General features: G+C 68.4%; 26 protein-coding genes. 8 read left to right on the top strand and 18 right to left on the bottom strand.

Features of this window, described 5'->3' with window-relative positions; translation table 11 throughout:
• Positions 1 to 60 precede the first annotated feature (60 nt).
• Positions 61 to 2,013 carry a primary-amine oxidase gene (locus AC1DHX_RS04760; RefSeq protein WP_476860227.1) on the top strand — a complete coding sequence of 651 codons (1,953 nt, stop codon included), beginning with the start codon at positions 61 to 63 and terminating at the stop codon, positions 2,011 to 2,013.
• Between the two features lie 9 nt (positions 2,014 to 2,022).
• Entirely contained in the window at positions 2,023 to 2,499 is a 477-nt protein-coding gene (locus AC1DHX_RS04755; protein ID WP_476860226.1) for a hypothetical protein, read from the top strand.
• 36 nt (positions 2,500 to 2,535) lie between these two features.
• Here the strand turns inward: AC1DHX_RS04755 and AC1DHX_RS04750 are convergent, their stop codons facing one another.
• Complete coding sequence (locus AC1DHX_RS04750; protein WP_476860225.1) at positions 2,536 to 5,934, bottom strand: DEAD/DEAH box helicase; 3,399 nt, start codon at positions 5,932 to 5,934, stop codon at positions 2,536 to 2,538.
• A gap of 196 nt (positions 5,935 to 6,130) precedes the next feature.
• On the opposite strand from AC1DHX_RS04750, the gene AC1DHX_RS04745 reads away from it, so the two are divergent.
• Positions 6,131 to 7,075, top strand: coding sequence for a DMP19 family protein (locus AC1DHX_RS04745; RefSeq protein ID WP_476860224.1), 945 nt, complete (start codon positions 6,131 to 6,133; stop codon positions 7,073 to 7,075).
• Between the two features lie 165 nt (positions 7,076 to 7,240).
• Here AC1DHX_RS04745 and AC1DHX_RS04740 read toward each other — a convergent pair whose 3' ends face one another.
• Positions 7,241 to 7,768: a COG4315 family predicted lipoprotein gene (locus tag AC1DHX_RS04740; RefSeq protein ID WP_476860223.1), complete on the bottom strand. Its 528-nt coding sequence runs from the start codon at positions 7,766 to 7,768 to the stop codon at positions 7,241 to 7,243.
• A 186-nt stretch (positions 7,769 to 7,954) separates the two neighbouring features.
• On the opposite strand from AC1DHX_RS04740, the gene AC1DHX_RS04735 reads away from it, so the two are divergent.
• Both AC1DHX_RS04735 and AC1DHX_RS04730 read left to right on the top strand, forming a co-directional pair.
• Positions 7,955 to 8,464, top strand: a complete 510-nt coding sequence (locus tag AC1DHX_RS04735) for a sigma-70 family RNA polymerase sigma factor (RefSeq protein WP_026538160.1) — start codon at positions 7,955 to 7,957, stop codon at positions 8,462 to 8,464.
• Positions 8,461 to 9,144, top strand: coding sequence for an anti-sigma factor family protein (locus AC1DHX_RS04730; RefSeq protein WP_476860222.1), 684 nt, complete (start codon positions 8,461 to 8,463; stop codon positions 9,142 to 9,144). The genes AC1DHX_RS04735 and AC1DHX_RS04730 overlap by 4 nt, the downstream gene beginning before the upstream one ends.
• Before the next feature lie 74 nt (positions 9,145 to 9,218).
• On the opposite strand, the gene AC1DHX_RS04725 is transcribed toward AC1DHX_RS04730, so the two are convergent.
• Positions 9,219 to 10,025: a DUF1206 domain-containing protein gene (locus tag AC1DHX_RS04725; protein WP_230007768.1), complete on the bottom strand. Its 807-nt coding sequence runs from the start codon at positions 10,023 to 10,025 to the stop codon at positions 9,219 to 9,221.
• Between the two features lie 102 nt (positions 10,026 to 10,127).
• Positions 10,128 to 11,084 carry a tRNA (guanosine(46)-N7)-methyltransferase TrmB gene (gene trmB, locus AC1DHX_RS04720; protein WP_476860221.1) on the bottom strand — a complete coding sequence of 319 codons (957 nt, stop codon included), beginning with the start codon at positions 11,082 to 11,084 and terminating at the stop codon, positions 10,128 to 10,130.
• A gap of 154 nt (positions 11,085 to 11,238) precedes the next feature.
• On the opposite strand from trmB, the gene AC1DHX_RS04715 reads away from it, so the two are divergent.
• Complete coding sequence (locus AC1DHX_RS04715) at positions 11,239 to 12,474, top strand: MFS transporter (protein WP_476860240.1); 1,236 nt, start codon at positions 11,239 to 11,241, stop codon at positions 12,472 to 12,474.
• 87 nt (positions 12,475 to 12,561) lie between these two features.
• Here the strand turns inward: AC1DHX_RS04715 and AC1DHX_RS04710 are convergent, their stop codons facing one another.
• Entirely contained in the window at positions 12,562 to 13,851 is a 1,290-nt protein-coding gene (locus tag AC1DHX_RS04710) for an MFS transporter (RefSeq protein WP_079550797.1), read from the bottom strand.
• A 24-nt stretch (positions 13,852 to 13,875) separates the two neighbouring features.
• Complete coding sequence (locus tag AC1DHX_RS04705; protein ID WP_476860220.1) at positions 13,876 to 15,144, bottom strand: M20 metallopeptidase family protein; 1,269 nt, start codon at positions 15,142 to 15,144, stop codon at positions 13,876 to 13,878.
• Positions 15,145 to 15,347: 203 nt separating this feature from the next.
• On the opposite strand from AC1DHX_RS04705, the gene AC1DHX_RS04700 reads away from it, so the two are divergent.
• Entirely contained in the window at positions 15,348 to 16,379 is a 1,032-nt protein-coding gene (locus tag AC1DHX_RS04700) for an Lrp/AsnC family transcriptional regulator (RefSeq protein WP_476849817.1), read from the top strand.
• Between the two features lie 91 nt (positions 16,380 to 16,470).
• On the top strand, positions 16,471 to 17,919 hold the full coding sequence (locus AC1DHX_RS04695) for an MFS transporter (RefSeq protein ID WP_476860219.1): 1,449 nt from the start codon (positions 16,471 to 16,473) through the stop codon (positions 17,917 to 17,919).
• A gap of 161 nt (positions 17,920 to 18,080) precedes the next feature.
• On the opposite strand, the gene cycA is transcribed toward AC1DHX_RS04695, so the two are convergent.
• The 12 genes from cycA to AC1DHX_RS04635 form a co-directional block, all read right to left on the bottom strand.
• Positions 18,081 to 19,595 carry a D-serine/D-alanine/glycine transporter gene (gene cycA, locus AC1DHX_RS04690; RefSeq protein ID WP_476860218.1) on the bottom strand — a complete coding sequence of 505 codons (1,515 nt, stop codon included), beginning with the start codon at positions 19,593 to 19,595 and terminating at the stop codon, positions 18,081 to 18,083.
• 387 nt (positions 19,596 to 19,982) lie between these two features.
• On the bottom strand, positions 19,983 to 20,432 hold the full coding sequence (locus AC1DHX_RS04685) for a hypothetical protein (protein ID WP_476860217.1): 450 nt from the start codon (positions 20,430 to 20,432) through the stop codon (positions 19,983 to 19,985).
• Positions 20,429 to 21,022 carry an Asp23/Gls24 family envelope stress response protein gene (locus tag AC1DHX_RS04680; protein ID WP_476849808.1) on the bottom strand — a complete coding sequence of 198 codons (594 nt, stop codon included), beginning with the start codon at positions 21,020 to 21,022 and terminating at the stop codon, positions 20,429 to 20,431. Before AC1DHX_RS04680 ends, AC1DHX_RS04685 begins: the two co-directional genes overlap by 4 nt.
• Positions 21,019 to 21,606: an RNA polymerase sigma factor gene (locus tag AC1DHX_RS04675; RefSeq protein ID WP_476849807.1), complete on the bottom strand. Its 588-nt coding sequence runs from the start codon at positions 21,604 to 21,606 to the stop codon at positions 21,019 to 21,021. The genes AC1DHX_RS04680 and AC1DHX_RS04675 overlap by 4 nt, the downstream gene beginning before the upstream one ends.
• 42 nt (positions 21,607 to 21,648) lie before the next feature.
• Complete coding sequence (locus AC1DHX_RS04670; protein WP_476849806.1) at positions 21,649 to 21,879, bottom strand: CsbD family protein; 231 nt, start codon at positions 21,877 to 21,879, stop codon at positions 21,649 to 21,651.
• Between the two features lie 59 nt (positions 21,880 to 21,938).
• The gene (locus AC1DHX_RS04665; protein ID WP_476857005.1) at positions 21,939 to 22,544 is read right to left on the bottom strand and encodes a hypothetical protein; all 606 of its coding nucleotides are present in this window, start codon (positions 22,542 to 22,544) and stop codon (positions 21,939 to 21,941) included.
• A complete protein-coding gene (locus AC1DHX_RS04660; RefSeq protein WP_476860216.1) occupies positions 22,541 to 23,122 on the bottom strand; it encodes a hypothetical protein in 582 nt (193 codons plus the stop codon). The genes AC1DHX_RS04665 and AC1DHX_RS04660 overlap by 4 nt, the downstream gene beginning before the upstream one ends.
• Positions 23,119 to 23,517 carry a hypothetical protein gene (locus tag AC1DHX_RS04655; RefSeq protein ID WP_476860239.1) on the bottom strand — a complete coding sequence of 133 codons (399 nt, stop codon included), beginning with the start codon at positions 23,515 to 23,517 and terminating at the stop codon, positions 23,119 to 23,121. The genes AC1DHX_RS04660 and AC1DHX_RS04655 overlap by 4 nt, the downstream gene beginning before the upstream one ends.
• The gene (locus AC1DHX_RS04650) at positions 23,517 to 23,708 is read right to left on the bottom strand and encodes a hypothetical protein (RefSeq protein WP_223917174.1); all 192 of its coding nucleotides are present in this window, start codon (positions 23,706 to 23,708) and stop codon (positions 23,517 to 23,519) included. The genes AC1DHX_RS04655 and AC1DHX_RS04650 overlap by 1 nt, the downstream gene beginning before the upstream one ends.
• Positions 23,705 to 24,124, bottom strand: a complete 420-nt coding sequence (locus AC1DHX_RS04645) for an Asp23/Gls24 family envelope stress response protein (protein WP_476860238.1) — start codon at positions 24,122 to 24,124, stop codon at positions 23,705 to 23,707. Before AC1DHX_RS04645 ends, AC1DHX_RS04650 begins: the two co-directional genes overlap by 4 nt.
• 310 nt (positions 24,125 to 24,434) lie before the next feature.
• A complete protein-coding gene (locus tag AC1DHX_RS04640; RefSeq protein WP_476860215.1) occupies positions 24,435 to 25,127 on the bottom strand; it encodes an SAM-dependent methyltransferase in 693 nt (230 codons plus the stop codon).
• Positions 25,124 to 26,149 (bottom strand): class I SAM-dependent methyltransferase, encoded by a 1,026-nt coding sequence (locus tag AC1DHX_RS04635; RefSeq protein ID WP_476860214.1) that lies wholly within the window; start codon positions 26,147 to 26,149, stop codon positions 25,124 to 25,126. Before AC1DHX_RS04635 ends, AC1DHX_RS04640 begins: the two co-directional genes overlap by 4 nt.
• Positions 26,150 to 26,252 lie beyond the last annotated feature (103 nt).

Raw genomic sequence — 26,252 nt, 5'->3', positions numbered from 1 at the left:
TTCTCTACAACTATAGAAAATAAAGTTCTGACCCGCCAGGGTCACCGAACGAAGGCCGTCATGATGACCGCACAAACTGACACCCGCACCCCTTACAGCCCCTACAGCCTGGCCACGGGCGCCGAAATCACCGCGGTCCAGGGCATCCTGCGTGCCGCGGGACTGCTGGGCGGGACCCGGCGCATCGCGTACCTCGGTCTGCTGGACCCCGCCCGGAACGCCCCGGCCGAAAGTGAGGACCGCCGGTTCCGGGTCTTCCTGCACGATGCCGCAGGGGGAAGGCCGGCCGATGTGACCGTTTCGGTCTCCAGCGGCACGGTGGTTACCGCCGTCGAGCTGGACACGGCGGCAACCGGCGAGCTCCCGGTGCTCGAGGAGGAATTCGAAGTCGTCGAACAGCTCCTGGCCACGGACGAGCGCTGGCTCAAGGCCCTCGCCAGCCGCGGTCTGGACGTCAGCAAGGTCCGCGTTGCCCCGCTGTCCGCCGGCGTCTTCGAGTACCCGGAGGAAAGGGGCCGGCGGATCCTGCGTGGCCTGGCCTTCGTGCAGGACTTCCCCGAGGACAGCGCCTGGGCGCACCCGGTGGACGGGCTCGTGGCCTATGTCGACGTCGTGAGCCAGGAAGTGACGCAGGTGCTGGACACCGGCGCCGTCCCGATTCCCGCGGAGCACGGCAACTACACCGATCCGGAGCTCACCGGCCCGCTGCGCACCACGCAGAAGCCCATCAACATCACGCAGCCGGACGGGCCCAGCTTCACGGTCACCGGCGGCAACCACGTCGAATGGGAAAAATGGAGCCTCGACGTCGGCTTCGATGTCCGCGAGGGGGTGGTGCTGCACAACCTTGCCTTCCAGGACGGCGACCGCCTGCGGCCCATCATCAACCGCGCATCGATCGCCGAAATGGTGGTCCCGTACGGGGACCCGTCGCCGATCCGGTCGTGGCAGAACTACTTCGACACCGGCGAATACCTCGTGGGCCAGTACGCCAACTCCCTGGAACTGGGCTGCGACTGCCTCGGCGAGATCACCTACCTCAGCCCCGTCATCAGCGACGCCTTCGGCAACCCCCGCGAGATCCGCAACGGCATCTGCATGCACGAGGAAGACTGGGGGATCCTGGCCAAGCACAGCGACCTCTGGACGGGCATCAACTACACCCGCCGCAACCGCCGCCTGGTGATCTCGTTCTTCACCACCATCGGCAACTACGACTATGGCTTCTACTGGTACCTCTACCTCGACGGCACCATCGAGTTCGAGGCCAAGGCCACCGGCGTGGTTTTCACCTCCGCCTACCCGGAAGGCGGCTCGGCCAACATCTCCCAGCTGGCTCCGGGCCTGGGCGCCCCGTACCACCAGCACCTGTTCAGCGCGCGGCTGGACATGGCGGTCGACGGCCTCACCAACCGGGTCGAAGAAGAGGACGTGGTCCGCCAGGGAATGGGCGAGGGCAACGAACGCGGCAACGCGTTCTCCCGGAAGCGGACTGTCCTGGCGCGCGAGTCGGAAGCCGTCCGGGAAGCCGACGCGCGCAGCGGCCGGACCTGGATCATTTCCAACCCGGAATCACGCAACCGCTTGGGCGATCCCGTGGGCTACAAGCTGCATGCCCAGGGCCAGCCCACTCTCCTGGCAGACCCGGAGTCCTCCATCGCCCGGCGCGCCGCCTTTGCCACGAAGGACCTGTGGGTCACGCGGTTCGCGGAGGAGGAGCGGTACCCCACGGGCGACTTCGTCAACCAGCACGCCGGGGGAGCAGGCCTGCCGGCCTACATTGCCCAGGACCGCGACATCGACGGCCAGGACATCGTGGTGTGGCACACCTTCGGCCTGACCCACTTCCCGCGTCCGGAGGACTGGCCCATCATGCCGGTGGACACGGTCGGCTTCAAGCTCCGGCCCGAGGGCTTCTTCGACCGCAGCCCCGTGCTGGACGTGCCGGCCAACGCTCAACAGTCCTCTGGCTGCCATGGCGATGGCGACGCCGGCGCACACTGCCACAGCTAGGCCGACGCCGTGAGTGTCGCAGCCAGCTTGGGCCGCCGGGCCGGCCCCGCCGGCGTCGTCTTCCATTCCCGGATCTGCGCCGCCGTGACCGCGGCGTCGTGCCTCGCGCATCTGTGGCTGGCCGCCGGGAACCAGCATGGGACCTGGCTGAACGTGCTCATGCTCGCCATGGTGGCAGTGTGCCTGCCGTGCGCCGTGCACATCTGGCGCCACGGCAGGCTCAGGGCCCTTCGCCAGGTGATGGCCGCGGCGCTGGCCATGACTGCGGTGCACGCGGTCCTGCTCCTCGGCACGGGAGCCGGCGGCACGGGCCACAGTCACCATGGAACCGCCGCAGCGGCCGCAGGGGCCGGCGGCGCCGGTGCGGCGCCGTCGGGCTCCGGGGCGCTGCTGGCAGTCATCGCGCTGGAAATGACGACGGCGCTAATCGCCGCGACGCTGCTGGCCCGGCTGCGGGCGGACCCCGGTCGGCCGTATCTTGGTTGAAGCGCAGCTGAAGCGCTGCTTCCGGGTTGGTCAGCGTCAGTCGTTGAACAGCCCCGCCAGGTCCTCCGCCGTCAGGGCGCCGCCGGTGAGTGCGTCGCCTTCCATGACGTCGGCGAAGAGCTGGGATTTTTTCGCCTTGAGCGCCATGACCTTCTCCTCGATCGTGTCCTTGGCGACCAGCCGGTAGACCATGACGTTCCGGGCCTGGCCGATCCGGTGGGTCCGGTCCACGGCCTGGGCCTCCGATGCCGGGTTCCACCACGGGTCCAGCAGGAACACGTAATCGGCCTCGGTGAGGTTCAGGCCGAAGCCGCCGGCCTTGAGGCTGATGAGGAATACCGGTGCGGCGCCGTTCTTGAACTCGTTCACGACGTCGGTGCGGTTGCGTGTGCCGCCGTCGAGGTAGCAGAACTCGATGTTCTCCTCGACCAGGCGCTCCCGGACCTTGCCCAGGAAACCGGTGAACTGGCTGAAGATCAGGGCCCGGTGCCCTTCGGCCACCAGGTCCGCGAGCTGCTCGAACAGGACATCGAGCTTGCTGGAACGCACCCCGGACAGGGAGGGATCGATCAGCGAGGGATCCAGGCTCAGCTGCCGGAGCAGGGTCAGCGACTGGAAGATGGTGAACCTGTTCTTGTTGACGTCCTCAATCAGGCCCAGGATCTTCTGGCGCTCCCGCTGCAGGTGGGTCTGGTAGACCTTCTGGTGCCGCGGGTTCAGCACGACTTCCAGGATCTGTTCCTGCTTGGGCGGCAGGTCACTGATGACCTGTTCCTTGGTGCGCCGCATCATGAGCGGCCGGACACGCCGCCGGAGCTTGTCCAGCTGCCCCTTGTCACCGTTCTTCTCCACCGGCTTCTGGTAATACTCGGCGAACCGTTTGGGGCTGGAAAAGAGCCCGGGAGCCACGATCGAGGTCAGTGCCCAGAACTCCATCAGGTTGTTCTCCAGCGGCGTGCCGGTGATGGCGAGTTTGAAGGCGGCGGGCAATTTGCGGGCGCACTGGTAGGCCTTGGACTGGTGGTTCTTGACGAACTGCGCCTCGTCCAGGACCAGCCCGGCCCAGGTCTGGGAGGCGTAGGCCTCGTAGTCGATCCGGAACAGGGCGTAGGAGGTGATGATGATGTCCGCTCCGGCCATCGCCTCGGCCGGGTGCGAGCCGCTCTTGGCGAAGGTTTCGCCGATGGCGCGCACGCTGAGCCCGGGCGCGAACCGTGCCGTTTCCGCCTCCCAGTTGCCCACCACGGAAGTGGGGGCGACGACGAGGAACGGGGCGGCCCCGGACCCGGCTTCATCGCCTGCGGCGGCGTCTTTTGCGGCGCAGATCAGTGCGAGGGCCTGGACGGTCTTGCCCAGGCCCATGTCGTCGGCCAGCACGCCGCCGAGGCCGTGGCGGTACAGGAAGCTCAGCCAGTTGAAGCCCTCCAGCTGGTACGGGCGCAGCTCGGCGTTCAGCGACCCGGGCAGCGGAAGGCCCTTGATGCCGCCTTCAAGCAGACCGCCCACGGACTCGCGCCACGCCGCGGCCTGTTCATCCACGATGCCCAGGTGTGCGAGCTCGTCCCACAGCCCGGCCTGGAAGCGGCTGATCTGCAACGGGGCGTCCTTGTCGCCGGGGTTGTCCTGCAGGGAGCGGGCCTCGTCGATCAGGGCCCGCAGCTGGTGCAGCTCCGGCAGATCCAGCGCGAAGTACGCCCCGCTGGGGAGCAGCATGCGGGTCTGGCCGGCGGCGAGGGCGGAAAACAGTGCCGCGAAGGAAACCGGCTGGCCCTCCAGGGTGATGACGATGCCCAGATCGAACCAGTCGCGGCTGTCCGTCGCCTTTGTGGAGATCGCCACCACCGGGGCCTCGTCGGCTTCGCGATAGTCCGCAATCTCGCCGGAGGTATCCACGGAGACGTCGGGGAGGTCGCGGAGCCGGGGGAGCACGTCCTCGGTGAAGGCGAGGGTGTCCAGTCCGGCCAGCTCTGCCGTTGCAGCCAGGCGCGGCGTGCCCCAGCCGCCGGTCGCGGATTCGCCCAGGGCCGGCACGACGTCCCAGGGCTGCCCGACCGCCTCGAGGATGCGAGCCTCGGCCGGGTCGTCCCGGTAGCCGTGATCGCCCGGGTGCCGCCACAGCGGCTGCGCCGTGACGAGGTTTCCGGACGTGTAGTGCCATTCCCAATGCAGCCGGACCCGGTGGTCGGCCCCGTAATTGGCCAGCAGGGACAGGGTGGGGACGGCGAGCGTGGGCAGTTCCACCGACTCGTCGGAGGCGGTAACCCGGGCGGTTTGCTTGAGCTTGGGGTAAAACCCGGTCAGGAAGCGGCTTTCGTCCCGTGCGGGGATGTGCAGGGTGGTCCCGCCCGTGACGAAGGTCAGCAGTTCCTCGCTGAGACCGCTTTCCAGCGGGGCGAGGGTGATGACGGGGTCGGCGGGGGCGGTACCGGGCAGGGCGCCGCCGCCGGACGCCAGGAAGATTCCGTGCGCCGGGCGGCCGATGGTCCCGACCGACGCCGGATCCATCACCTCACCTTCGACCGTGATGGTCGGCGCGAGCTCCAGACCACCGTCGTCCCCGCCGGTGCCGATGCGCGCCAGGTTCAGCCCGACGGCGGCAGGCTGCTCGACCAGCCGCACCGGCTCCGTGCCGCGGCTGTGCACCAGGGCGACGCCGATTTTCTGGGCCTGGGACAGCAGGCTCCACAGGTTCTTGCCGGCATAGGTGTTCAGTCCCAGCCACAGTCCGGTGCCGGAGTGCTGGCGGTTTGCCACAGCGGTGTGCGAGGCGAGGAATTCCTGCATCCACTCGACGTGCGCCTCGTTGCATTCGCGCCGGTAGTTCAGGTAGCTCAGTGTGCTCCAGGAGACGTCGCCGCGGATCCACTTGCCCTTGGCGCCCATGATGACGGGGCGTGCCTTGAGCTGGCGGACGCTGCGGAGCGGGTCGCGGCGGCCCGTGTAGGAAAAGTGCGGGGCGGGTTCCTCGACGTCAAACTGGAGCGCCAGCGGGGTGCCGTTGGCGGACGGCGTGATCCCCGGGTGGGCGATCAGGGGGCTAAGGGCCTGCTCCCAGTCGGCCATTTCCGGTGGCGCGCTTTGGCGGGACAGCCGCGTGCCCTCGGCGGGGGCCAGCAGCTGCATCCTGGTGGCGGGGTTGTCTTCGGCCGCGAAGAGCAGGGCCGCCACGTGCTTGCAGTCCTTGCGGACCGGGCAGCTGCAGACGCCCACCGTGCAGCTCCAGCCGCCTGCCTTCCGGACCAGCTTCGCCGTCGTGGAATAGGGCACGTCGGAACCGCCCCGCACCTTGCCCAGCAGCAGGCCTGTGGCGGCGTCGAAGGAGATCCCGGAAACGCGGCTCCCCATGGCGTAGGCGAGCCCGGCCGCGAGGGAGCGGTCGTTGATCGCGGGAGTCTGTATTGCCAGTGCCGCACTCTCGTCCGGATGGGATGGCATGTGCGCGCTACTTTCGGCAGGTGGTCATCTGATCCATCTTACCGAGCCGGCCGGGACCCCGGAACTTCGCCGCCGCCAGCACAAGCGCCGCTCAAACTTCGCCTGACGTTCAACCGGGGCTCGGCCGCCGGCCGTGACGACGGCCCTACCGTGGAGAGGTCCGGAGTATCAGCAGCGCCAGCAGTAAGGATTCCGCATGACCCACAGTGAGCCCACCATCCAGTCCGCCCACAGCTACCCCACCGTGCTGACCACCGAAAGCCTCAAAGGCGGAAACGAGGACGTCGTCGACGCGAACGTCAACGTGGTCAACGCCATGTTCGAGGAGTTGCTGGACACGGAAGAGATCTCCCCGGCCGCGCTGCGCAGTTACTACGTGGACTTCTACCTCACGCAGGCGCTGGCCGGCGGTTTCGCGCAGTACGTGTTCACCGCGCCCGAACGCGAGGAAGTCGACCCCTACGTCCGGGAAGGCCTGGAGGCCATGGGTGCCGCCGCGCACCTGGAGCTCTTCAACCGCACGGTGGCCGCCTTCGGCGCCCTGACCGACACCGACGTCGACAGCTACCTCGACGGCGGCAGCGGCTGGGCCGCCGGAAGCACAGAGGAAGACGAACCGGGCGACGGGGTCTCCGACGCCGTTCGGCGCATCGAAGAACTGGACGGGGAATTCGAGTCGATCCTCGCAACAGAGGACATCGCTGCGCTGAATGCCGCGTGGCTGCGCGGCCAGGAGGACTTGCTGGTCCTTTCCGACGACGACCTCGACGCCCACATTGCCGGGCGGGTGGCCCGGCTTTCCGACCTCGCGGAGCGCCAGGCGGCAGCCGCGGAGGAGGCGCTCCTGGACGCGCCGGAGTTCGAGCAGATCATCCGCGAGCTGTGCGCCCTCGCGGGCCACAGCCTGGTGCGGATCACCATGGGCGATCCGAATTATGAGCACAACGGGGAGACCACCCTGGCCTGGCACTTCACCACGGAACAGGGCGAATTCCTCATGCTGGAGGACGACGACGAGGCCTTCATGCTCAATCCGCGGACCCAGGAAATCCTCGCGGCTGTGGTGTTCGAAGAGGCTGTTGACTTCGAAGGGGCTGTTGAGTTCGCAGGGTCAGCGGAGTTCGAAAAGGCCCGCCCGTAGGCGGCCTTCCGCGACAGTTTTCCGGTACGGCCGGCGTCTGCCCCCAAATGCAGGCGCCGGCCGTGCCGTGTTGAGCAACCCGTGCCGACTAACTCTGGCCCGGCCGTGCCGGGTTTAGTTTTCCTGCCCGGCGGACCGGGCCCGGCGGATCCGCGGCCGGCGAGCCTACCCGGCCGGCGGTGCGGTGATCATTTCCCCGGAGGGTGACACGAGGAACCAGACCCCGCCGACGCCCTGGCCGTTGATGTCCCCCGCGGCCTGGTCCTTGGAGTAGTAGTAGATCGGCATCCCGTTGATGGTCACCTGCATCTTTCCGTCAGCCGTGGGAATGGTTCCGACCTTGCCGGTGACGCCGTTAACTGTGGGAGTCGCCGTCGTCGACGTGACAGCGGGCCACGACGTCAGGCACGCGCCGGTGCAGACGCTGTTCCCGGAATCCTTCGTGTTCTTGGTGAAGAAATAGACGCTCAATCCCTGGTCGGCCACCACGATCTGGCCCGCCTTGGACTCGCCCACCGAGAGCTCCGCCGCGGCCATGGACGACGGCGCGGAACTCGCCGGCGCGCTGGACTCTGCGGGAGCCGACGTGGCCGGTGCCGCCGACGTCGGCGTCGTGGTCGTTCCGCCGCCGCAGCCGGACAGGAGGGCGGCCAGAGCGAACGCGGACAAGCCAATGCTGAGATGCTTCTTCATTTGCTGCTCCTAGACTCGAGCCAGCCCAACTCGGAGGCCGGCGCTACGAGATACGACGCCATGGAGAGCGGAATGGTTCATGACGGAACCGACATGTTCGTGTCGGGCTGTCCTGGGGCACACTGAACTATTGGGCCTGCCCGTACGTCGTAGAGGGGCAGAGCACGAATTTCCGGGAGGTGGGCAATGCCGCTGGACGAAGACGTCGTGGCTGCGATTTACCGCGACCACGGAACGGCCCTGAAACGCTTTGTCCTCAGCGTCTCCCGGGATCCTCAGCTCGCCGACGACGTCGTCCAGGAGACGGTGCTGCGGGTCTGGCAGCAGGCGCCGCAGATCACTGGCAGCCTGCGCAGCTACCTGTTCCGGACGGCCCGCAACATCATGATCGACAATTACCGCAAGGCCCAAAGGCGGCCGCAGGAAGCCGGCGACCGCGATGTCCAGGCCCTCCCGGAAGGCGGCGTCGGCGCCGGGCGCATCGACGAACTGCTCAACAAGGTGCTGATGGAGGAGGCGTTGCTGCGGCTCAGCGCGGAACACCGCGAAGTCCTTGTTGCGCTCCACTACCGCCGCTACACAGTCCAGGAGGCATCCGCCCAATTGAAGATCCCCAGCGGCACGGTGAAGTCCCGGGCGTTCTACGCCGTCCGGGCCCTACGGACGATCCTCGACGAAATGGGGGTGCAGCAGTGAACGGGACCGAGTTGCATCACTTCCTCGGCGCGTACCTGCTCGGCGGGCTGGAGCAGGCCGAAGCCGCGGCCTTCGAGCAGCATCTTGCGGTGTGCGCCCACTGCCGCCAGGAGCTGGACGAACTTGCCAGCCTCCCCGCGCTGCTGGACGCGATCCCGGTGTCCGACGCCGTCGCGCTAACCGCCGCGGCGGCGGCCGCCCGGGACCGCGCGCTGGTCCCGCCGGAACCCGAACCTGTCCCAAGCCGGCTCCTGGACGAGCTCGCCGCCCGACGCCGGAAGGTGCGGCGCCGGTGGACGTCGGCGGTGGCCGCGGCGGCCGCCGCATGCCTGGGGCTGGGGATCCTGGCTGGTCCGCTGCTGAGCCAACCCGCCAAACCGGACGCGAGCTATTCCGTTGCGGCCAGCAGCGGGTTGGAGGTCACGGTGGGGCTCGTCAAGAAAACCTGGGGCACCGAACTGGCGGTGGACGGCCGCAGCCTGCCCGTCGCCGGGACCCTCTCACTCTGGGTAAAGGACCGTGACGGCGGCGTGGACCGCGCCTGCGCGTGGACGGCGACGCCCACCGGCAGAGTCCGGATCACCGGGGCGACGCCGGTGCAGCTGGCCAGGATCGCCAGTGTCGAGATGCGCGATGAGCAGCAGCAGACCGTTGCTGTCATCGCCGTGCCCCAGGGGTAGCCCACTCGTGGGGCGCTGCGGTCCGTCCGGTCCGGGACATGCTTCCGGTCCGGGACATGGAAACCGACGCGGGCCTACATCTTCGCGAGCTTGGCCCGCATCGCCATGTAGATGCCGTAGCAGATCAGGCCTACGCCCACTGCGGCCAGCAGGTACACGCCGAACGGCTGCTCCCGCAGGGCCTTCAGGCTGCCGTCGAGCCCGGTTGACTCTTCGGGGTGTGCCTTCACCGTGGCGATGATGATGAGCAGGCCCACCAGCAGCAGGGCAAAGCCTTTGGCAACGTAGCCCACCATGCCGATCACCGTCACTGCGGTGCGCGCCTGCGGCTGGGACGGCATCCGCAGGTACTTGATGAAGGACTTCTTGAAGCCGCGGATCGCGTAGACGATCCCGGTGACGGCTACCGCGGCGCCGATGATCACCAGGAGTGCGACGCCTCCCGGTGCCTTCATGAGGTTTACGGTCATATCGGACGTCGACTCGCGGTTGTCGGAGCCGGCCCCGGTGGCGACCGACGCGAGCGTCAGGGCGAACGCGGTGTACACCACGGCCTGCAGGGCCGCCTTGAGTTTCTTGCCGACCTTTTTCTTGGTCGGCAGGTGCCCGAAATCGAAAATGGCGTCGGACGCCTGCCAGATGGCCAGCGCCACGCAGGCGGCAAACGACGTCCAGAGCAGCAACGGCCCCGCCGGCTGCCCGGCGAGCTCTTCCACCGCGCCGCTGACATCGGCCTGGCCCTGGCCGCCCATGGCAAGCCGGATCGCGACCAGCCCGATGAGGAAGTGCAGCAACCCCGACACGGCGAACCCGGCCCGCGCTGCGATTTCGAGGGGCTTCGAATTGGTGACGTCCTCGGCGACGTCAGCAGCGTCGTTCAATTCTCGTTTGATGATCGTTTCCTTAGTACTACCCAGCGTGGTTCGTTCCGTAATCGTGCCACGCGAAGCCGCTCAACAAAAGGTACCCGCGCGCCGTGGTGCCTAAATCCGGCGGTAGCTGAGGTCGAAGATCAGGCGGCCGGCTTCGTGCGCCTTGTTTTCGAAACTGGTCAGAATACGGCCCTCAAACCGCGGCGCCCACCCGCCGGTCCCGTCGACGCCCTCGTTGGGTCCGGTGTGCTCGGTGCTGACCGGCGCCCGGCCTTCCTTGACCGGTGCTCCGCCCACGCGGGACTCGACGCCGGATTCCCACACCTGGGTCAGGGGGCTGTCCGCGCCGGCGCGCTCGCCCTCGTGCAGGTTCTCGAACTCCGCCGAGCCCGCCATGACCTCGCGGACGTGAACGGCGTAGTTGGACCAGTCGGTCGCGATCCGGAAGATGCCGCCGGGCCTGATGGCCCGGGCGGCGAGATCAGCGAACGCCGGTTGAATGAGGCGGCGCTTGTGATGCCGGGACTTGTGCCATGGATCCGGGAAGAACACCCATAGTTCCGTGACGGAGCCAGCCGGGAGCATGGTTGCGAGCACCTCAGGGGCGTTCGCCTCGACCACCCGCACGTTGCTCAGTCCGCGGCTGTTGATTTTGATCAAGGTGTTGGCCAAGCCGGGGGTGTAAACCTCCACGGCCAGGAAGTCCTTGTCCGGGTTTTGCTCCGCGGCGTGGCAAACGGCGTCGCCCAGCCCGGAGCCGATCTCGACAACCAGCGGAGCCGTGCGGCCGAATTCGGCCTCTGCGTCGAACACATAGTCCGGGTGGACGGAGGTGTTGGCGACATGGCGGGGGACCTCAACCGCCCAACGGTCTGCGTGTTCCTCCCAGGCCGCCTGGCGTCGGCCCTGAAGGCGCGTGCCGCGGCGTACAAAGCTCACCGGGCGGCCCCCATAGGTGCCGAACGAGGCCTGGCTGCCGGGGGTCACGGGGCGCGGCAACTGGCTCTGGTCCGGGAAGCCGGACTCCGGGTTTGCCTGCAGGCCGGGGGATTCTGGGGATTCGCTCATCCCTTCCAGAATAGTTGAGTTCGCCGGGCCGGGCCGCCCGGGGATCCCGCGGCCGCCCCGGCGGGCCGGCCGCGGAGGAAGGATTGAAGGGAAGGGGTGAAGACGCGGGCCTGCAAGAATGGGGCGGGTGACCTCAGCTGGGAAAACTGACGAGTTGGACCATTCGGCCGGCGCCGTTCTCCGGGACGGCCCCGTCGGGCCGCCGCGCGCTGCCGGCCGCCGGCAGCTCGCGTATTTGGGGATCTGCCTGGTCCTGATCGGGCTGAACCTCCGCACAGTGTTTTCGAGCTTCGCTGCGGTACTGCCGGAGGTGACGGCCGACGCCGGGCTTCCGGCCTGGGCGGTCATGGTGCTCACCACCGTCCCGGTGACGCTGCTCGGGGTGTTCGCTCCGCTCGCCCCTGGGCTGGCACGCCGGTTCGGGGCCGAACGGGTGCTGCTCGGTGCCATGGCGGTGCTCACCGCCGGGCTGCTGCTGCGGCCCCTGGAGCTGCCGGCGGCCGGCCACCTTCCGGCTCTGCTCGCCGGGACCGCCGCGTGCGGGGCCGCGATTTCACTGTGCAACGTGCTGCTGCCGGGCGTGGTCAAGCGTGACTTTCCGCATCGCCTGGGCCTCATGGGCGGCCTCTACACCACGGCGATCTGTGCCTCGGCCGCGCTCGGTGCCGGCTTCACGTTCCCGGTCTTCCGCGCGAGCGGGGAATGGACGGCGGCGCTCTGGTTCTGGGCGTTGCCGGCCGGCGTCGTCCTTCTGCTGTTCCTGCCGCCGGCGCTCCGGGCCCGTCCCGGCGGGGCGGCGCGGCCGGCCGGAGGCGTCAACGTCTGGCGTTCCGCCGTGGCCTGGCAGGTGACCGGGTTCATGGTCCTGCAGGCCATGATGTCCTTCAGCGTCTTCGCCTGGCTGGCGCCGATCCTGCGCGAACGGGGGGTGGACGGCGGCACGGCCGGCCTGATCGTCTCGGCCTCGATTGCGCTGCAGATGCTGGGCTCGCTGTTCGCGCCGGCGCTGGCCACCAGGTTCCGGGACCAGCGTGCCCTCAACACGGTGGTGGCGCTCATGACCGGCGGTGGCTTCGCGCTGAGCATCTTCGGGCCTGTGGAACTCCTGTGGCTGTGGACCGGGCTGCTCGGCCTGGGGCAGGGAAGCCTGACCGCCGCCGCGCTGACGCTGATCATGGTCCGCACCCGGGACGGGCACACCGCGGCCCACCTTTCCGGGATGATGCAGGGCGTGGGCTACGGGATTGGCTCCAGCGGCACGCTCCTGGTCGGCCAGCTGCACCAGTCCACCGGATCCTTTGCCGCGGCGGGTGTGCTGTTCATGCTGGTGGGCTCTCTCGCAGCGGTGTTCGGGTACCGGGCCGGGCGCAACCGCTACATCGGCGACTGACGTTTTAAATGCGATGAGCTATCAGTTGTGGCTGTCCTGGACCCTCCAGAACAGCCACAGCTGATAGCTCAACCGGGCGGGACCGGATCAGAGCGTGAGGTCCTTGCCCTTGGTTTCCGGGATGGTGAAGACGCAGGCCGCGGAGATGGCAAGCAGCAGCACGGCGTACACATTGAACAGCTGCGGCATCTGCACGGTGGTGCCGAGCCACTGCTGCAGATAGGGCGCGGTTCCGCCGAACACGGCCACACAGATCGAGTAGGGCACTCCGACGCCCACGGTGCGGATGCTGGTGGGGAACAGCTCGGCGTAGACGGCCGGGACGATCGCCGCGCTGGCGGCGATGAAGATCAGCATGACGGACATGCTGACGGCCAGCTGCCAGGCGGAATCCTTGAGCAGGGCGGTCATCGGGAAGTGCATGATTCCTGCGCCGATCGCACCGGCCCACAGCACTTTCTTGCGTCCGATCCGGTCCGCCAGCTTGCCCCAGAAGGGCAGCGCCGCGATGAACACGATGTTGCCGATCACGCCGGCCCACAGGGCCTCGCCCCGGTCGATCTTCAGGGCGGTGGTGGCGTAGCTGGGGGCGACGACACCCCAGATGTAGTAGATCACGGTCAGGCCGACCGTCAGGCCGATCACCTGGAGGGCCTGCTTGCGGTGGCGGACAATCTGCGGCCAGATCGGAGCGCGCTTCTCCGTCGCGGCCTCACCCTCGAAGACGTCCGTTTCGTGCAGCCGGGACCGCATGATCAGCGCGTAGAGACCCATGGCCGCGCCGATCAGGAACGGGATACGCCAGCCCCACGCGTTCATGAGTTCGGTGCTCAGCGTCATGTTCAGCACGGCACCGAGCAGGGTTCCGAACAGGATGCCCACGGTGCCGGAGGTGTAGATCAGGGTGGCCCAGAAGCCGCGGTGTTCCTTCGGCGCCATTTCGGACAGGTACGTCTGCGACGACGGCAGCTCGCCGCCGTGGGCCAGGCCCTGGATCAGGCGCGCCACCAGGAGCGTGAGCGATGCCCAGACGCCGACCGCCGCGAACGTCGGCGCGATGCCGATCATCAGGCTGCCCACCGACGCCAGCCCCACGGCCAGGGTCATCGAAGCCTTCCGGCCGATCCGGTCACCGATCCAACCGAACAGGAAGCCGCCGAAAGGGCGGGCAACGAAGCCGACGGCGAAAATCGCCAGCGTGGACAGCACCGCGGACGCAGGATCCGACTTGCTGAAAAGCTGGCTGGCGATGAACGGCGTGAACGTGGCGTAGATGGCCCAGTCATACCATTCGACGGCATTGCCGATGCCGGTGCCGACGAGCGTCTTGCGGGTGGATGTTCGGGTTGCCGCCGGCGTGATCGTGGCTGCAGTCATGGTCTTCTCCCTCGGGGGTGCGGGCTAGGAAAGGGCGGAGGCGGCGGCTACCGTGTTGGCCGCGGCAGGAGCGTCGGCGGCCGCGAGTGCGGCCAGCCTTGAGATGGCGAGCTCGGCGTAGAGTGCGGCGCCGTCAGCCAGCACGCCGTCGTCGAACGTGGCGTACGGGGAGTGATTGAACGCGGAGGTGGCATGGTCGGTGTCCCGGGGGACGGCGCTCAGCCCGATGAACGTGCCGGGGACCTCGGCCAGAACCCTCGAGAAGTCTTCGGAGCCGCTCAGCGGGGTGGCCCAGCGGGAGAGCCGGGAGTCGCCGAACAGGCCCGCAATGACGTTCTCCGCGGTGTGCGTTTCGTCCTCGTCCGTGATGGTCAGCGGATACTCCTGCTGGTAGTCGACGTCGACGTCGAGGCCGTGTGCCGCCGCGATTCCCGTCAGCAGCCGCGGCACGGCGTCCATCATTTTCTGCCGGGCTTCCTCGGAGAAGGTCCTGATGGTGGCCTCGATGCGCGCGGTTTCCGGGATGATGTTGCGCTTGGTGCCGGCCTGGAGGACCCCCACGGAGAGGACCACGGGGTCAAACATGTTGAACTGGCGGGTGATCATGACCTGGAGGGCAGTGACCATCTCGGCGGCCGCCGTGACGGGGTCCTTGGCCGAGTGCGGGGCCGACCCGTGACCGCCAGCGCCGAGCACGGTGACCACCAGGCCGTCGGAGGAACTCAGCATGACGCCGGGCTTGGTGCAGAACGTGCCGTGCGGTTCGAGGGCGGAAAACACGTGCATGCCGTAGGCGGCGTCCACACGCCGGCCGGCGGCATCCAGCACGCCTTCGCGGATCATGTGGCTCGCGCCGTCGAAGCCTTCCTCGCCGGGCTGGAACATCAGGACGACGTCGCCGGCCAGCTGGTGCCGGCGTTCGGCCAGGAGGGTGGCGGCCCCTGCCAGCATGGAGGTGTGCAGGTCGTGGCCGCAGGCGTGCATGGCGCCGTCGATCCTGGACGTATAGTCCACGCCCGTCTTCTCCTGCACCGGCAGGCCGTCCATGTCAGCGCGCAGCAGCACCGCCGGGCGGGAGCCCCCTTCGGTCCCGGGCCCCTGGCCCCGCAGTACTGCGGTGACCGACGTCGTCTCCTGGCCCAGGGTGATCTCGTAGGGAAGCCCGTCCAAGGCCTTGAGCACCTTCTCCTGGGTGCGGGGCAGCGCCAGGCCGATCTCGGGTTCCCGGTGCAGTTCGTGGCGGAGCCGGGCAAGGTCCGTCTGCATTTCCCGGGCATCTGCGGTGATCGGCACGTGTTCTCCTTGTTTGTCGTTTGTCGTTTATCGAAAATCGCCTGGTTGGCGACTGGCTTGTTTTCGAAGTTCCTTGGTTCACGTCCGGCGGGGACGTCCTGCGTCTATTCTCAAGTGACACAGTTCACACCCGCCCGAAGGGCAGAAAAAATGCACGAATAGACTGTTGCCGCAGGTTTCGTGCATGGATGAAGGGAGAAATGATGGAACTCAGCGAGGACGATCTCGCCCTGATCAACGTCCTGCAGATTGCCCCGCGGCTGAGCTGGGCGGATGCGGCCCAGGTGCTGGGCGTGCACGCCACCACCCTGGCCGCCCGGTGGGAGCGGCTGCTGGACTCTGGCGTGTCCTGGATCACCGCCCACCTGATCGGTGACCCCCAGCAAATGTGCCTGGCGTTCGTCGCCGTGGATTGCGAAATGCACCGGCGCGAGGAAGTCACCGCCAGGCTCGCCGAGATGCCGGAAATCGTCACGGTGGAGGAGGCGGCCAGCCACCGGGACCTCATGCTGACAGTCATTACGCCCTCCCTGGACGATTTCAGCCTGAAAGTCATCTCCCGGCTGAAGGAGATTGACGGCCTCCTCAAATATCAGACCGCCCTGTGCACCAGGCTGCACGCGAGCGGCGGCTCCTGGCGGCTGAACGTGTTGAGCCGCGCGCAGCAGGCCGCCGTGCGGGCGTTGGCCGGGCCCGAGGCCACCGGGGTTGCCCAGGCTGCCGCCCGGGAGGCGCTGCCGGAAAGCCACCTGGCGCTCCTGCCGTTCCTGGCCAGGGACGGGCGGGCCACGGCGGCGGACATTGCCCGCGGCCTCGGCAGGCACCCGGCCACCGTCCAGCGCCAGCTCAACCGTGTGCTCGCCAGCGGCATCCTGTCATTCCGGTGCGAGGTGGCCCAGAAACTCTCCGCTTTCCCCGTGACCTGCCAATGGTTCGTCAACGTCCCCGCCGGGCGGCACGAGGCCGCCGCCGCCGAGCTGAGGACCATGCGAAACGTCCGGCTCAGCGCCTCCACCACGGGGCCCACGAATTTCGTGATCATCATGTGGCTGCAGTCCCTAGCGGACGTCATGAACATCGAGGTGGCGCTGCAACAAAAAGTGCCCGGGATCGAGCTCGTGGAAAGCGTCGTCATGCTGAGCACCGTCAAGCGTGTGGGCTGGATGCTGAACCCGGACTCCAGGGCCAGTGGCGCCGTCGTGGTTCCTGCCCAGGGGTTCGACGAGGCGGGCTGACGGCGGCGGACCGGCAGCTGATGGGCCCACCGGCCAGCTGATAAGCCCACAGGCGGGCGGGCTGTGAGGGTCCGGTTGTAAGCTGTGGCACGTGCCCCAGACCGACCCGCCCCATCACCAGGAATCCCGTCCGAAAGCCGTCCCGGAATCGGCCGGCATCTTCCACCGCAGCTACCTGCTGGTGACCCTCGGCGCCTGCGCGCTCGTGTTCCTGGCGGCCTTCGAGTCCCTGGCGGTGACCACCATCATGCCGCTCGTCAGCCGGGAACTGGACGGTGCGGGACTCTACGCCTTGGCCTTCGCCGGGCCGCTTGCCACCGGGGTGATCGGCATGGTGGCCGCGGGCAGCTGGTCGGACCGCAAGGGGCCGGTGGCGCCGCTCCTGGCCGCAGTGGGCATGTTCGTGCTCGGCCTGCTCATCGCCGGTACCGCCGGAACCATGCCGGTCCTCGTGTCCGGACGGCTGGTGCAGGGACTCGGCGGGGGTGGGCTTACCGTGGCCCTCTACGTGGTGATTGCCCGGGTCTACCCGCCGGTCCTGCATCCGAAAATTTTCGCCGCCTTCTCCGCGGCCTGGGTCATCCCGTCCCTAGTGGGACCGTTCGCGGCCGGCGCCGTGGCCCAGCTGGCCGGCTGGCAGTGGGTCTTTCTCGGTGTGGTCGGACTCGTGGTGCCGGCCCTGCTCCTGACGGCCCCGGCCCTGCGCGGCCTGAACGGCAGCACGGGCGCCGACGGAGATTCCCCGGCCGCTGAGCCAGGGCCCCGCGGCCGGCCGGGAGGCCTTGCCAAGTTGGCGCTGGCGGCGCTGGCAGCGCTCGCCGTGCTGGGCCTGAACCTGTCCGCCGCGGTACCGGTCGCCGGCGGGGTGCTGGCGGCGGCCGCCGTCGCCGTCGCGCTCCTGGCCGTCCGTCCCCTCATGCCGCGGGGAACGCTGACCGCCCGGCGCGGCCTGCCGAGCGTGATCCTTACCCGCGGCCTGGCATCCGCGGCGTTTTTCGGCGCCGAGGTCTACCTGCCGTACCTGCTCGTGGAACGCTACGCCTTCGCCCCGACGTTTGCTGGCCTCACGCTCACCGGCGGCGCCATCGCCTGGGCTGCTGCGTCGGCCATCCAAGGCCGGCTGGGGACCCGGCTGGAGCACCGGAGGGCGGTGCGGATCGGATCGGCCCTGGTCCTTGGCGCCGTCGTCCTGGCCCTCGTGACCACGGTGCTGGCCTGGCCGGCCGGGGTCGCGATCGCGGGATGGATCTTCGCCGGGGGCGGCATGGGCCTGATGTATCCGCGGCTGAGCGTCATGACCCTGGCACTCTCCACCAAGGACACCGAGGGTTTCAACAGTTCGGCGATGTCCATTTCGGATTCCCTCGGCGGCGCCCTGGCCCTCGCCGGCACCGGGATCGTGTTCGCAGCGTTCGCGACGGCGGCGCCGTCGGCGTCGTTTGCCGGAGTGTTCGCGCTGACGGCGGTGATCGGGATCGCCGCCGTGGCCGTCGCGCCGCGCGTCGCCGTCGTCCCGGCCGCCGTCACCAAACGCGCGTAGCGGCACTGCACCGTAGCGGCGCTGCACCATGACGCGCACAGCACCGTAACAAGCACTGCACAGGAGCCCCGGCCGGATGATCCGGCCGGGGCTCCTGTGCGTCAGCGCTCCTTTGTTTCAGCGCTCCTTTGTTTCAGCGCTCCCTTGTTTCCGCGCGGGGATCAGGCAGCCGCGCGGGCTTCCTCGTGCGAGCGGACGGCCTTCCATTCCACAATCCGGGCCTGCTGCAGCGGGGACTTGCGGTTGAAGTGCCAGGCCGCGCCCAGCAGCAGGAACCACACGGGCGCCACGAAGAGTGCCAGCCGGGTGTCGTCGGCCTGCCCCAGGGCCACCAGCATGAACACGAAGAACGCGAGCACGACGTACGGCATGAAGGCGGAGCCGGGCATCTTGAAGGACGAAGCCTCGTGCAGGGCCGGCCGGCGGCGGCGGAAGACGATGTAGCTGACCAGGATCATGGACCACACAAACATGGTCAGCACGGACGCCACGGACGTGACCACCGTGAACGCGCCGATCACGGAGTCGCCGGAATAGAGCAGGACCAGGCCGGCCAGCAGGAAGATGCAGGAGAACAGCAGCGCGTTCTGCGGTACTTTGCGGACGCTGAGCTTTCCGAACGCTTTGGGCGCGTTCCCGTCCTGGGCGAGGCCGTAGACCATCCGGGAGGTTGAGTAGATTCCGGAGTTGGCGCTGGAGGCGGCGGAGGTCAGGACCACAAGGTTGATGACCACCGCGGCGATCCCCAGCCCGGCGAGGGTGAACATGCCGATGAACGGGCTGCTGGCGGGGTCGATGGTGCGCCACGGATTGACGGCCATGATGACCACCAGGGCGCCCACGTAGAAGAGGAGGACGCGGACCGGGATGGAGTTGATGGCGCGCGGCAGGTTCTTCTCCGGGTCCTTGGTTTCGGCGGCGGCGGTGCCCACCAGTTCGATTCCGGCGAAAGCGAAGATGGCGATCTGGAAGCCGAGGACGAAGCCGAACATGCCGTGCGGGAACATGCCGCCGTCGTTCCACATGTTGGCGAGGTTGGCTTCTGCGCCGTTCGGGGACGTGAAGTGGGTGGCGATCATGACCGCGCCGGTGACGATCAGGGCCACGATGGCGACCACCTTGATGATGGCAAACCAGAACTCCGCTTCACCGAACGCCTTCACGGTGGGGAGGTTCAGGAGGATCAAGACCACGGGCGTGAGCAGCGCGGGGATCCACAGGGGCGTGCCGGGAGCGAGCTTGTCCACGTAGCCGGAAATGGCGACGATGTCCGCCACCCCGGTGACCACCCAGAAGAACCAGTAGGACCATCCGGTGAAGAAGCCGGCCCACGGCCCCAGGAGGTCACCGGCGAAGTCGCTGAAGGACTTGTAGTTCAGGTTGGAGAGCAGGATCTCGCCCATGGCACGCATCACGAAGAACAGCATGAAGCCGATAATCATGTAGACGAAGATGACGGAGGGGCCGGCGAGCGAGATGGTCTTCCCGGACCCCATGAACAGGCCGGTGCCAATCGCGCCGCCGATGGCGAGCAGCTGGATGTGGCGGTTGCCGAGGGCCCGGGCGAGGTGCGGTTCGCGGTTCCCGGAGTCACCGTTGGCGGAGGCGGCAGTTCCAGTTTGGGCAATGTCAGATTCTGCAGTGGCCGGAGCGGCCGTGGTGATGCGTTCAGACATGAGGCTTCTTCCTTGTCACAGGCGGTCGCCGGCGGGGGTTCCACAGTGCGGGCCGCACGGATCCGTCAGAGTGTGACGGAGGTAACAGTTTTGGCGGGTAGATCAAGGTTAGGGCCGGTATTTCGTGGTCCCTGTTGTCACGTCGGTCCGCGTAGGTGGACCGTCTGGTCGGTGGAGTGCCGCCGCGCTCCCGGCGTGACGAAGCTCCCGGAAGGCGCGGGAGCCGGTCCGGGACCCTCATCTTTCGCCGGGCCCTAGGGAAAATTGCGACGCCGGCACGCCCGCCCGCTGCGGGGCTCCGAATCGCATTGGCGCAGATCACCCGCCCGTGGGCGGCTTCGACAGCTGTCGATCATCTTAGCTTCAGTTGTCGTCCGCTGTCTTTTGTCATATTTTGCGCGGCGGGGCTTCTGAAACCTGGTCGATGCCGATCTGGACGATGCCAACGTGGACATTCACAGGGTGCGGGCTGAAGTGCCGCCGCACCGCCGCGGCCACGGCCCGGGCCACCTCCGGGGCCGGGTACGCCCCGCTCACGCCGATGCGCGTCCTCACAGTCGAAGGTGTCGCGCCGGCACCGGAATCGATGACGTCAACAGCCGGCGGCGCTTCTCCGGTCACGGCCGACCGGGCCGCGCCCGCGATCGTTTGCCAGAGCGGTCGCGCCGGATACACCGCCGTCACGCCGTGAACGGCCTCGATGACCGCCCGCAGCTGGGCCGGCAGCGCGGCGTCGGGCAGTTCGGCCGGCAGCGCAGCGTCGGGCAGCTCGGCCGGCAGCGCGCCGTCGGGCAGTGCCGCAGGCGTGCCGTGCCCGGGAGGCAAGGGCTGGGTCATGGCGTCTCCTCTGGGTCTGGATTGCCGGGCTCCAAAACGTCGGTGATCGTGACATCTATCGCCGTGATGTTCAGTTCTGTCTGCAGGGCCAGGGTCGTGGCCAACTTCCAGCGAAGCGCGGTGGCGCGCTGTTCCAAGGGATGCCCGTAGACGACGGCGAGGTCGACGCCGATGGTGATGGGGGCCCCCGGCTCGGTGACGTCCCCGTACAGGCGGCATTTTCCGGCAGCGGTGCCGGGCAGGGAATCCGCAACAGAGCGGATCAGCGCCGATATGGCGCCCTCTGTCTCGGTGAGGAGGTCGCCGGGTGTGTCGGCGCGCAGGGGAATGTTCCTGCCCGGCCGCAGTTCCAGGTGCAGGTTGTCCAGAATGGTCTTCATCCAGTCGTCGCTGCCGCTGCCGGCCGCAGCGGTGTCGGCGTCGAGCAGTTCATTGCCGAGGGCCGCGAGCCTGCGCAGCGAGGCCAGCCCGGACTGGCATTCGGGACAGTCCTCAAGGTGGCCGGGATCGCCGATCCGTCCGGTGTCCAGGTATTCGCTCAGGTCTGCCAGGTTGTGCCCGCAGCCGAGAGTCTCGCCAGGGGTGCTCATCGCCAGTCCTCCATTTCGCGGGCCAGAGTGATGCGTGCCCGGGAAAGGCGGCCGCGGACGCTGGCAGTGCTGATGTTCAAGGTTTGCGCAATTTCCTCATAGCTCTGGTCATTGAACGCCTTCAGCACCCAGCAGCGGCGTTGTTCCTCGGGCAGGGCGGCCAGCGCGGTCTTGAGCGCGTCCATCCGGGAACCGCTCAGGGCGGCGTGTTCGGGGTGGTCCCTGTGAGCGGTGCCCGCACCAGCCTCCAGCCCGTGGTGGAGATCGCCGAGGTCCGAATGGTTTCTTCGCCGGCGCAGGTGGTCGATGCTGCGGCTGCCGGTAATACGCAGCAGCCAGCCCTTCACGGCGTCCCCATCGCGCAGGGTGTCGAGCTGCTTCCAGGCCTGCATCAGCGATTCCTGCACTACGTCGTCGGCATCGGCGAGGGAGCCGGTCAGGCGGCGGGCGCAGGCCCGCATAACGGGGCCATGCCGTCGGGCCAGCGCCTCGAAAGCGGCGGTGTCGCCGTCGGTGGCCCGACCCACCAGCAGGGCGTCCGGTACGAGGTCCAGTTGATGCGGCGCCGAAGGTGAACCAGTCACGCGCTTATCTCTGCTTTCATCGCGGGCATATCGGGGTGCGGGCTACTCCTTGCTGAAGCCTTCCTTGAGCTTCCGCGCGGCGTCCTTGATGTTCTCTCCGATATCGGCCGCGGCGTCCTTGACCCGGTCGCCGGCCTCCTGCAGTTTTGCCTGGGCCTGCTCGTGCTGGCCTTCCCGCTTGAGGCCCTGGTCGCCTGTCATGCTGCCGACGCCTTCTTTGGCCGCACCGATGTGGTGGATGACTGTGTAGTTGACTTTGTCGTCGATTCCCATGATGTTTCCTCTGCTGTCATTACGGCGTGGTGCGGTGTTGCGGTACATCTTCCGGCCGGCTAGCGGGCGCGATCCGGTGCGGCCGCCCAGGTTTTGGTGCCGCTGGTGATTCGGACCAGAACCGGGAGCGGATGGCCGAGCAATGTGTCGATCCCCTGGACCAGGACGTCGGCGGTGTCCGCGATCTCCCTTGGAGATGCGCCCTGCCGCGCCTGGAGCCGCAGCCGGAGTCCCGTTGTGCCTCTGTTGTCCCATGCCGATACCGAGGTGCCGAGTACCAGGCGGTTGCCGGCGAGGGCCTGTTTGACGGCCGCCGAGACAAACCCGGTTTCGACGACGGTGGTGCCGCGGCCGCCGTCAGATTCCCGGCCCACGCGAGGTGTCCGGCCGCCACCCTGCGATGCGATCCAGGCGATACTGAGCCCGGCGGCCGTGGCCAGCGCGGCGAGCCCGGCCATGGCCCACCAGCTGCGGGCGGGGCCCGGGAGCGGTGCCGAGGCGAGGAGTGTTCCGGCCTGGTCCAGGAGGGAGGATCCTGTGGCCGCCCATGCGGCCGCAACGTCCGGCAGGATCCCGGCGGCAGCCGTTGCAGCGCCGGCCGCGAGCAGCACGAGCCCGGCCAGGGCCAGCAGGATCCGATTCAATGCCCTGTTGGTCCGACTCATTGCCCCAGCGCCCCTTCCCTCATGATGTGGATTGTCGGTGCGATCCGGCGGCCAAGGGAGTACCCGGCCAGCTCGTCGTCGACCGCGGCGCTGATCGCGTCCCGGTCCACGGAAACGCCCGACGTCGGACGGATCTGGACGCGTACAGCCCGCTTGCCCACCGTGGTGATGATCTGCCCGGGTGCCAGCCCCGCGGTGAGGCGCGCCCGCCGGGATACTGCCGAGGCGATCACCTCGCCATCGACCACCACGGCGCTCCGGCCGCTGTGCACGGCGTGCCGGGACCGGCGGCCGGGCATGGTTGCGGCTGCGAGCAGCGCCAGACCGAGAACCGCCAGGCCGGCGCCGGCGGCCACCAACCCGGCCGGGAGCGTGGTGGCCGGCACGCCGGTGAGCCATCGGCCCAGCCGGTCGGGGCTGCCAAGGAGCGGGCTCTCCTGGAGGAGGGCCAGGACGGTCTCGAGGGCAAGCCAGAGGAAGACGGCGGCAAGGACGCTAGCGGTCAGGATGGACGCCGTGGCCCGGGAAGAGTGGGTCTCCCTGCGAACGAGGCGCCGAATGGCTCGATCCTGGCTCATGCGATTTTCCTTTCCATGTGGTTCCGGTCCTTGTGGTTCCGGCGTGGCGCTCCGGATGGCGCGTCGACCCTGGCAGTGCCGGAGTGCTGTGCGGCCCCGCTGAGCCGGATATCTACGCTGCTGAGCGTCCGGCCGGTGAGGTCCAGGCCGCGGGCAATGATGGCTGTCCGGGCCGCCCGGGAGCGGTCGAAGACGGTGCCGCCGTCGGGCCCCCGGCGCGGGCCGAGGAGCGGCGGGAGCGCCAGCTTCACGGAGACTCTCGCGGCGAGCCGGCCCGAATCGTCATCCAGCACCGCGGCGACGTCGGATCTCGGAACGCTGAAGGCGTGGGCCGCGATCGTCTCGATGGTGTGCCTGAGGGCTGCCTGGGTGATCCGGGTGTGCCCCGCCCGCATCACGAGGAGGAGCGCTTGCCGCGCAGGGCGTCCAGCACTCCGCCAAGATCCAGCCGCCCCTCGGCCGCGCGGCCCAGCACGGCCCCTGCCCCCATGAAGAGCGCGGTGAGCAGGAAACCCCAGAATCCAAACGCCAGGGACGCTGCGGCCAGGACGGCTCCGATGGCCAGGCCGGCCAGCGTGGGGCTCAAGCCACCCTCGGCTCGGTCCGTGCGTCCTCGGTGTCCTCGTCATCGGAGGGCACATGGATGTCCGTGATGGTGATGTTCACTTCCGTCACCTCCATGCCGACGAGGTCCTCGATGGCCGTATAGACAGCGTCGCGGGCCTTGTCCGCGACAAGCTGGAGCGGGTGCGGGTACTCGACCACCAGGGTGATGTCGACCGCTACCTGCGTTTGTCCGACTTCCACGCTGACGCCCTGGGTGAGGTCCTTTTGGCCGACCCTTTCACGCAGGGTTCCCAGCGCACGGGCTGCTCCGCCGCCGAGGGCGTGCACTCCTTCGATTTCCTGGATCGCGATGCCGGCGATCTTTGCCACAACGCCGTCTGCGACAGTGGTCGCACCGCGGCCGTCGATGCCTGGGGCCGGTGCGGGCGCGCCCAGCGTGGGGGACTTCGCGGCGGGCGCCTTCGCTGCGGGGGCCTTCGCTTCGGTTGCCGGGCCGGCTTGTCCCTGGACGTCTGCCGGGGTGTGCGTCTGGGTGGTCTGCGTTTGGGTGGTCAAGGCAATCACTCCTGATCGGTTGAGGAAGACGCTCTGTGGCGCCGTCATAGATAAGACGGGCCGCGAACGGAAATCCTCACGGTCGAATCGGAGTGAGCTGCATCACATGCGGTCCTGGACATCCCGGGGCCGCCTGAGGCAGCGGCCCCGCAGGCCATCCAGACAATGGCCCGACAGGCCGTTGGGCCGTCTACTGGGCGGCCAGGCGCGTGGCCCGCAGCACGGCATCCGTAAGGGACACTGCCTCGCCGTCGGGCCCGACGGCGCTGCGACGCCGGCTGTCCAGGACCTCGGCACGCCACATCGGCTCCTCGATCCGGAGTTCCCGGGCAAGGTCCTCGGCCGTGAAGAACTTCTCCGGAGTATGGTGCGCGCCCCACGGAGGCAGCCCGTCGGGGTGATGGCCGACGATCAGCAGCGTTCCGCCGGTCCGCACCGCGGCCGCGGCGAGCTGCAACGCCTGCTGCCACGGCATCTGGGTGGAATGCAGGAACTGGGCCGTGACGAGGTCGAACAACCGGTCCGGGACCCATGTGGCAAGATCCTGCTGCACCCACTCGATGGTGGCGTCCTGGCCCCGTTCCCGGGCGTGGGCGGCCGCACGCTCCAGGGCGACGGCGGAAACGTCCAGGCCCGTCACGCTCCAACCGCGGGCAGCGAGCCATATCGCGTCCGCGCCCTCGCCGCACCCCAGGTCCAGGGCCTCGCCGGCAGGAAGGTCCGCCACCTCGGCGACGAGTTGCGGATTCGGCTCCCCGCTCCACATCCTGGACCGGCTGCTGTACTTTTCATCCCACATCCGGGCTGCGGAACCGGGCGCCGCATCCTCGACCGCCGCGTGTTCGGCGGCGACATGCTCGTGGCTGTGGCTGCGTTTTGTCATGGTTTCCCCTCATCATGGCGGTTCGCCGGGTTTCGCTGTTTGTTTTCAGGCACGACGGCGGTGACGAACCCTCCCGGCGCGGACCGCCGTCGGGTCTCCCTGCCGAAATTCCTGTGCTCCTCAAGGACCAGTCCGAAGCACCCAACAAAGTCCGCGGCGCTCTTCCTGGCCGGGGGAGTGTTGTCGATCCCAAAGGTCAGGGGCTCGCCGACGAATCTCGCGGCAGCCCGCGCATACCGCATGTAGGGCGATCCCGAGGTGATCGTTTCCCTGGAAAAGTAGTCGAAGGCCACGATGCTGCCCGGGGCGGTGCCGGCGATCCTGCGCAGCGTCGCCTCGACGGAGGCGCGGTCCAGATACATGGTCACCGCTTCCCAGAGGAACAGTGCGGGCCGGTTCGGGTCGAAACCGGCTGCGAGCAGCTTCTCCATCCAGTCCTCGGTCTCGAAATCGGCGGGTACGTACGTGGCCAGGCGCGTGGAGAGGCCCGCTTTTTCGAGCATCGCGAGTTTGAAAGCCTGGGTCCGGGGCAGGTCGAGTTCAAAGCAACGCACGCGGTCCCCGGGCGCCAGCCGGAACGCCCGGGTGTCGAATCCCGCCCCGAGGATCACGAGCTGGTCGATGCCCCCGCGATGCCGTTGAACGGCCGCGTCATAGAGGCTGGTCCGTGCTGTCGGCTGGTGGCGCATCGGTGCCGGCCCCGGGTACGGATAGCGGTAGAGCCTGGGCACATAGCCCGTGATCAGGTGGGCGGCGAGCGTGGGGGCGGTCTCCATCTGGATGCCAGTCGCGGACACGTTCGGCAGAACGGCCATGAGCCGGGCCGCGGGGACATCCGGCCGTGTCCCCAGGCGGTGCTGCATCCAGCGCGTGTAGAGGGATGCGAGCAGCGTGGCCGACGTGCCGGTGCGCCGGCTGTAGGCGAGCATCCCGGGGACGGACGTGATGTAGCCGGCCGCACTCAAGGGAAACAACGCCAGCTGGATGACCCGAAACAGGCCAGCGGAGACTATTCCCGGCATTGCGTCCGACTCCCCTCACGGGCCGCCCCTCGTGCGGCCCTTCCCGCCCACCATGGTCCTCCCGGACGTAAGGGCGGTCAATACGCCGTCCGGGCTTCCGTCC

The sequence above is a fragment of the Arthrobacter sp. 05N33_2 genome (genome assembly GCF_056397425.1).
The sequence above is the reverse complement of the archived record's forward strand: the minus strand, read 5'-3'. Positions and strand labels throughout refer to the sequence as shown.

What these genes read in the sequence shown, in the direction of transcription:
- AC1DHX_RS04740 (WP_476860223.1), bottom strand. Translation starts at nt 7,768, where the DNA reads ATGAAGAAGCATCTCAGCATTGGCTTGTCCGCGTTCGCTCTGGCCGCC.
- AC1DHX_RS04685 (WP_476860217.1), bottom strand. Translation starts at nt 20,432, where the DNA reads ATGACCCAGCCCTTGCCTCCCGGGCACGGCACGCCTGCGGCACTGCCC.
- AC1DHX_RS04665 (WP_476857005.1), bottom strand. Translation starts at nt 22,544, where the DNA reads ATGAGTCGGACCAACAGGGCATTGAATCGGATCCTGCTGGCCCTGGCC.
- AC1DHX_RS04680 (WP_476849808.1), bottom strand. Translation starts at nt 21,022, where the DNA reads ATGAGCACCCCTGGCGAGACTCTCGGCTGCGGGCACAACCTGGCAGAC.
- AC1DHX_RS04700 (WP_476849817.1), top strand. Translation starts at nt 15,348, where the DNA reads ATGGAACTCAGCGAGGACGATCTCGCCCTGATCAACGTCCTGCAGATT.
- AC1DHX_RS04735 (WP_026538160.1), top strand. Translation starts at nt 7,955, where the DNA reads ATGCCGCTGGACGAAGACGTCGTGGCTGCGATTTACCGCGACCACGGA.
- AC1DHX_RS04640 (WP_476860215.1), bottom strand. Translation starts at nt 25,127, where the DNA reads ATGACAAAACGCAGCCACAGCCACGAGCATGTCGCCGCCGAACACGCG.
- AC1DHX_RS04660 (WP_476860216.1), bottom strand. Translation starts at nt 23,122, where the DNA reads ATGAGCCAGGATCGAGCCATTCGGCGCCTCGTTCGCAGGGAGACCCAC.
- cycA (WP_476860218.1), bottom strand. Translation starts at nt 19,595, where the DNA reads ATGTCTGAACGCATCACCACGGCCGCTCCGGCCACTGCAGAATCTGAC.
- trmB (WP_476860221.1), bottom strand. Translation starts at nt 11,084, where the DNA reads ATGAGCGAATCCCCAGAATCCCCCGGCCTGCAGGCAAACCCGGAGTCC.
- AC1DHX_RS04655 (WP_476860239.1), bottom strand. Translation starts at nt 23,517, where the DNA reads ATGCGGGCGGGGCACACCCGGATCACCCAGGCAGCCCTCAGGCACACC.
- AC1DHX_RS04635 (WP_476860214.1), bottom strand. Translation starts at nt 26,149, where the DNA reads ATGCCGGGAATAGTCTCCGCTGGCCTGTTTCGGGTCATCCAGCTGGCG.
- AC1DHX_RS04750 (WP_476860225.1), bottom strand. Translation starts at nt 5,934, where the DNA reads ATGCCATCCCATCCGGACGAGAGTGCGGCACTGGCAATACAGACTCCC.
- AC1DHX_RS04710 (WP_079550797.1), bottom strand. Translation starts at nt 13,851, where the DNA reads ATGACTGCAGCCACGATCACGCCGGCGGCAACCCGAACATCCACCCGC.
- AC1DHX_RS04760 (WP_476860227.1), top strand. Translation starts at nt 61, where the DNA reads ATGATGACCGCACAAACTGACACCCGCACCCCTTACAGCCCCTACAGC.
- AC1DHX_RS04670 (WP_476849806.1), bottom strand. Translation starts at nt 21,879, where the DNA reads ATGGGAATCGACGACAAAGTCAACTACACAGTCATCCACCACATCGGT.
- AC1DHX_RS04745 (WP_476860224.1), top strand. Translation starts at nt 6,131, where the DNA reads ATGACCCACAGTGAGCCCACCATCCAGTCCGCCCACAGCTACCCCACC.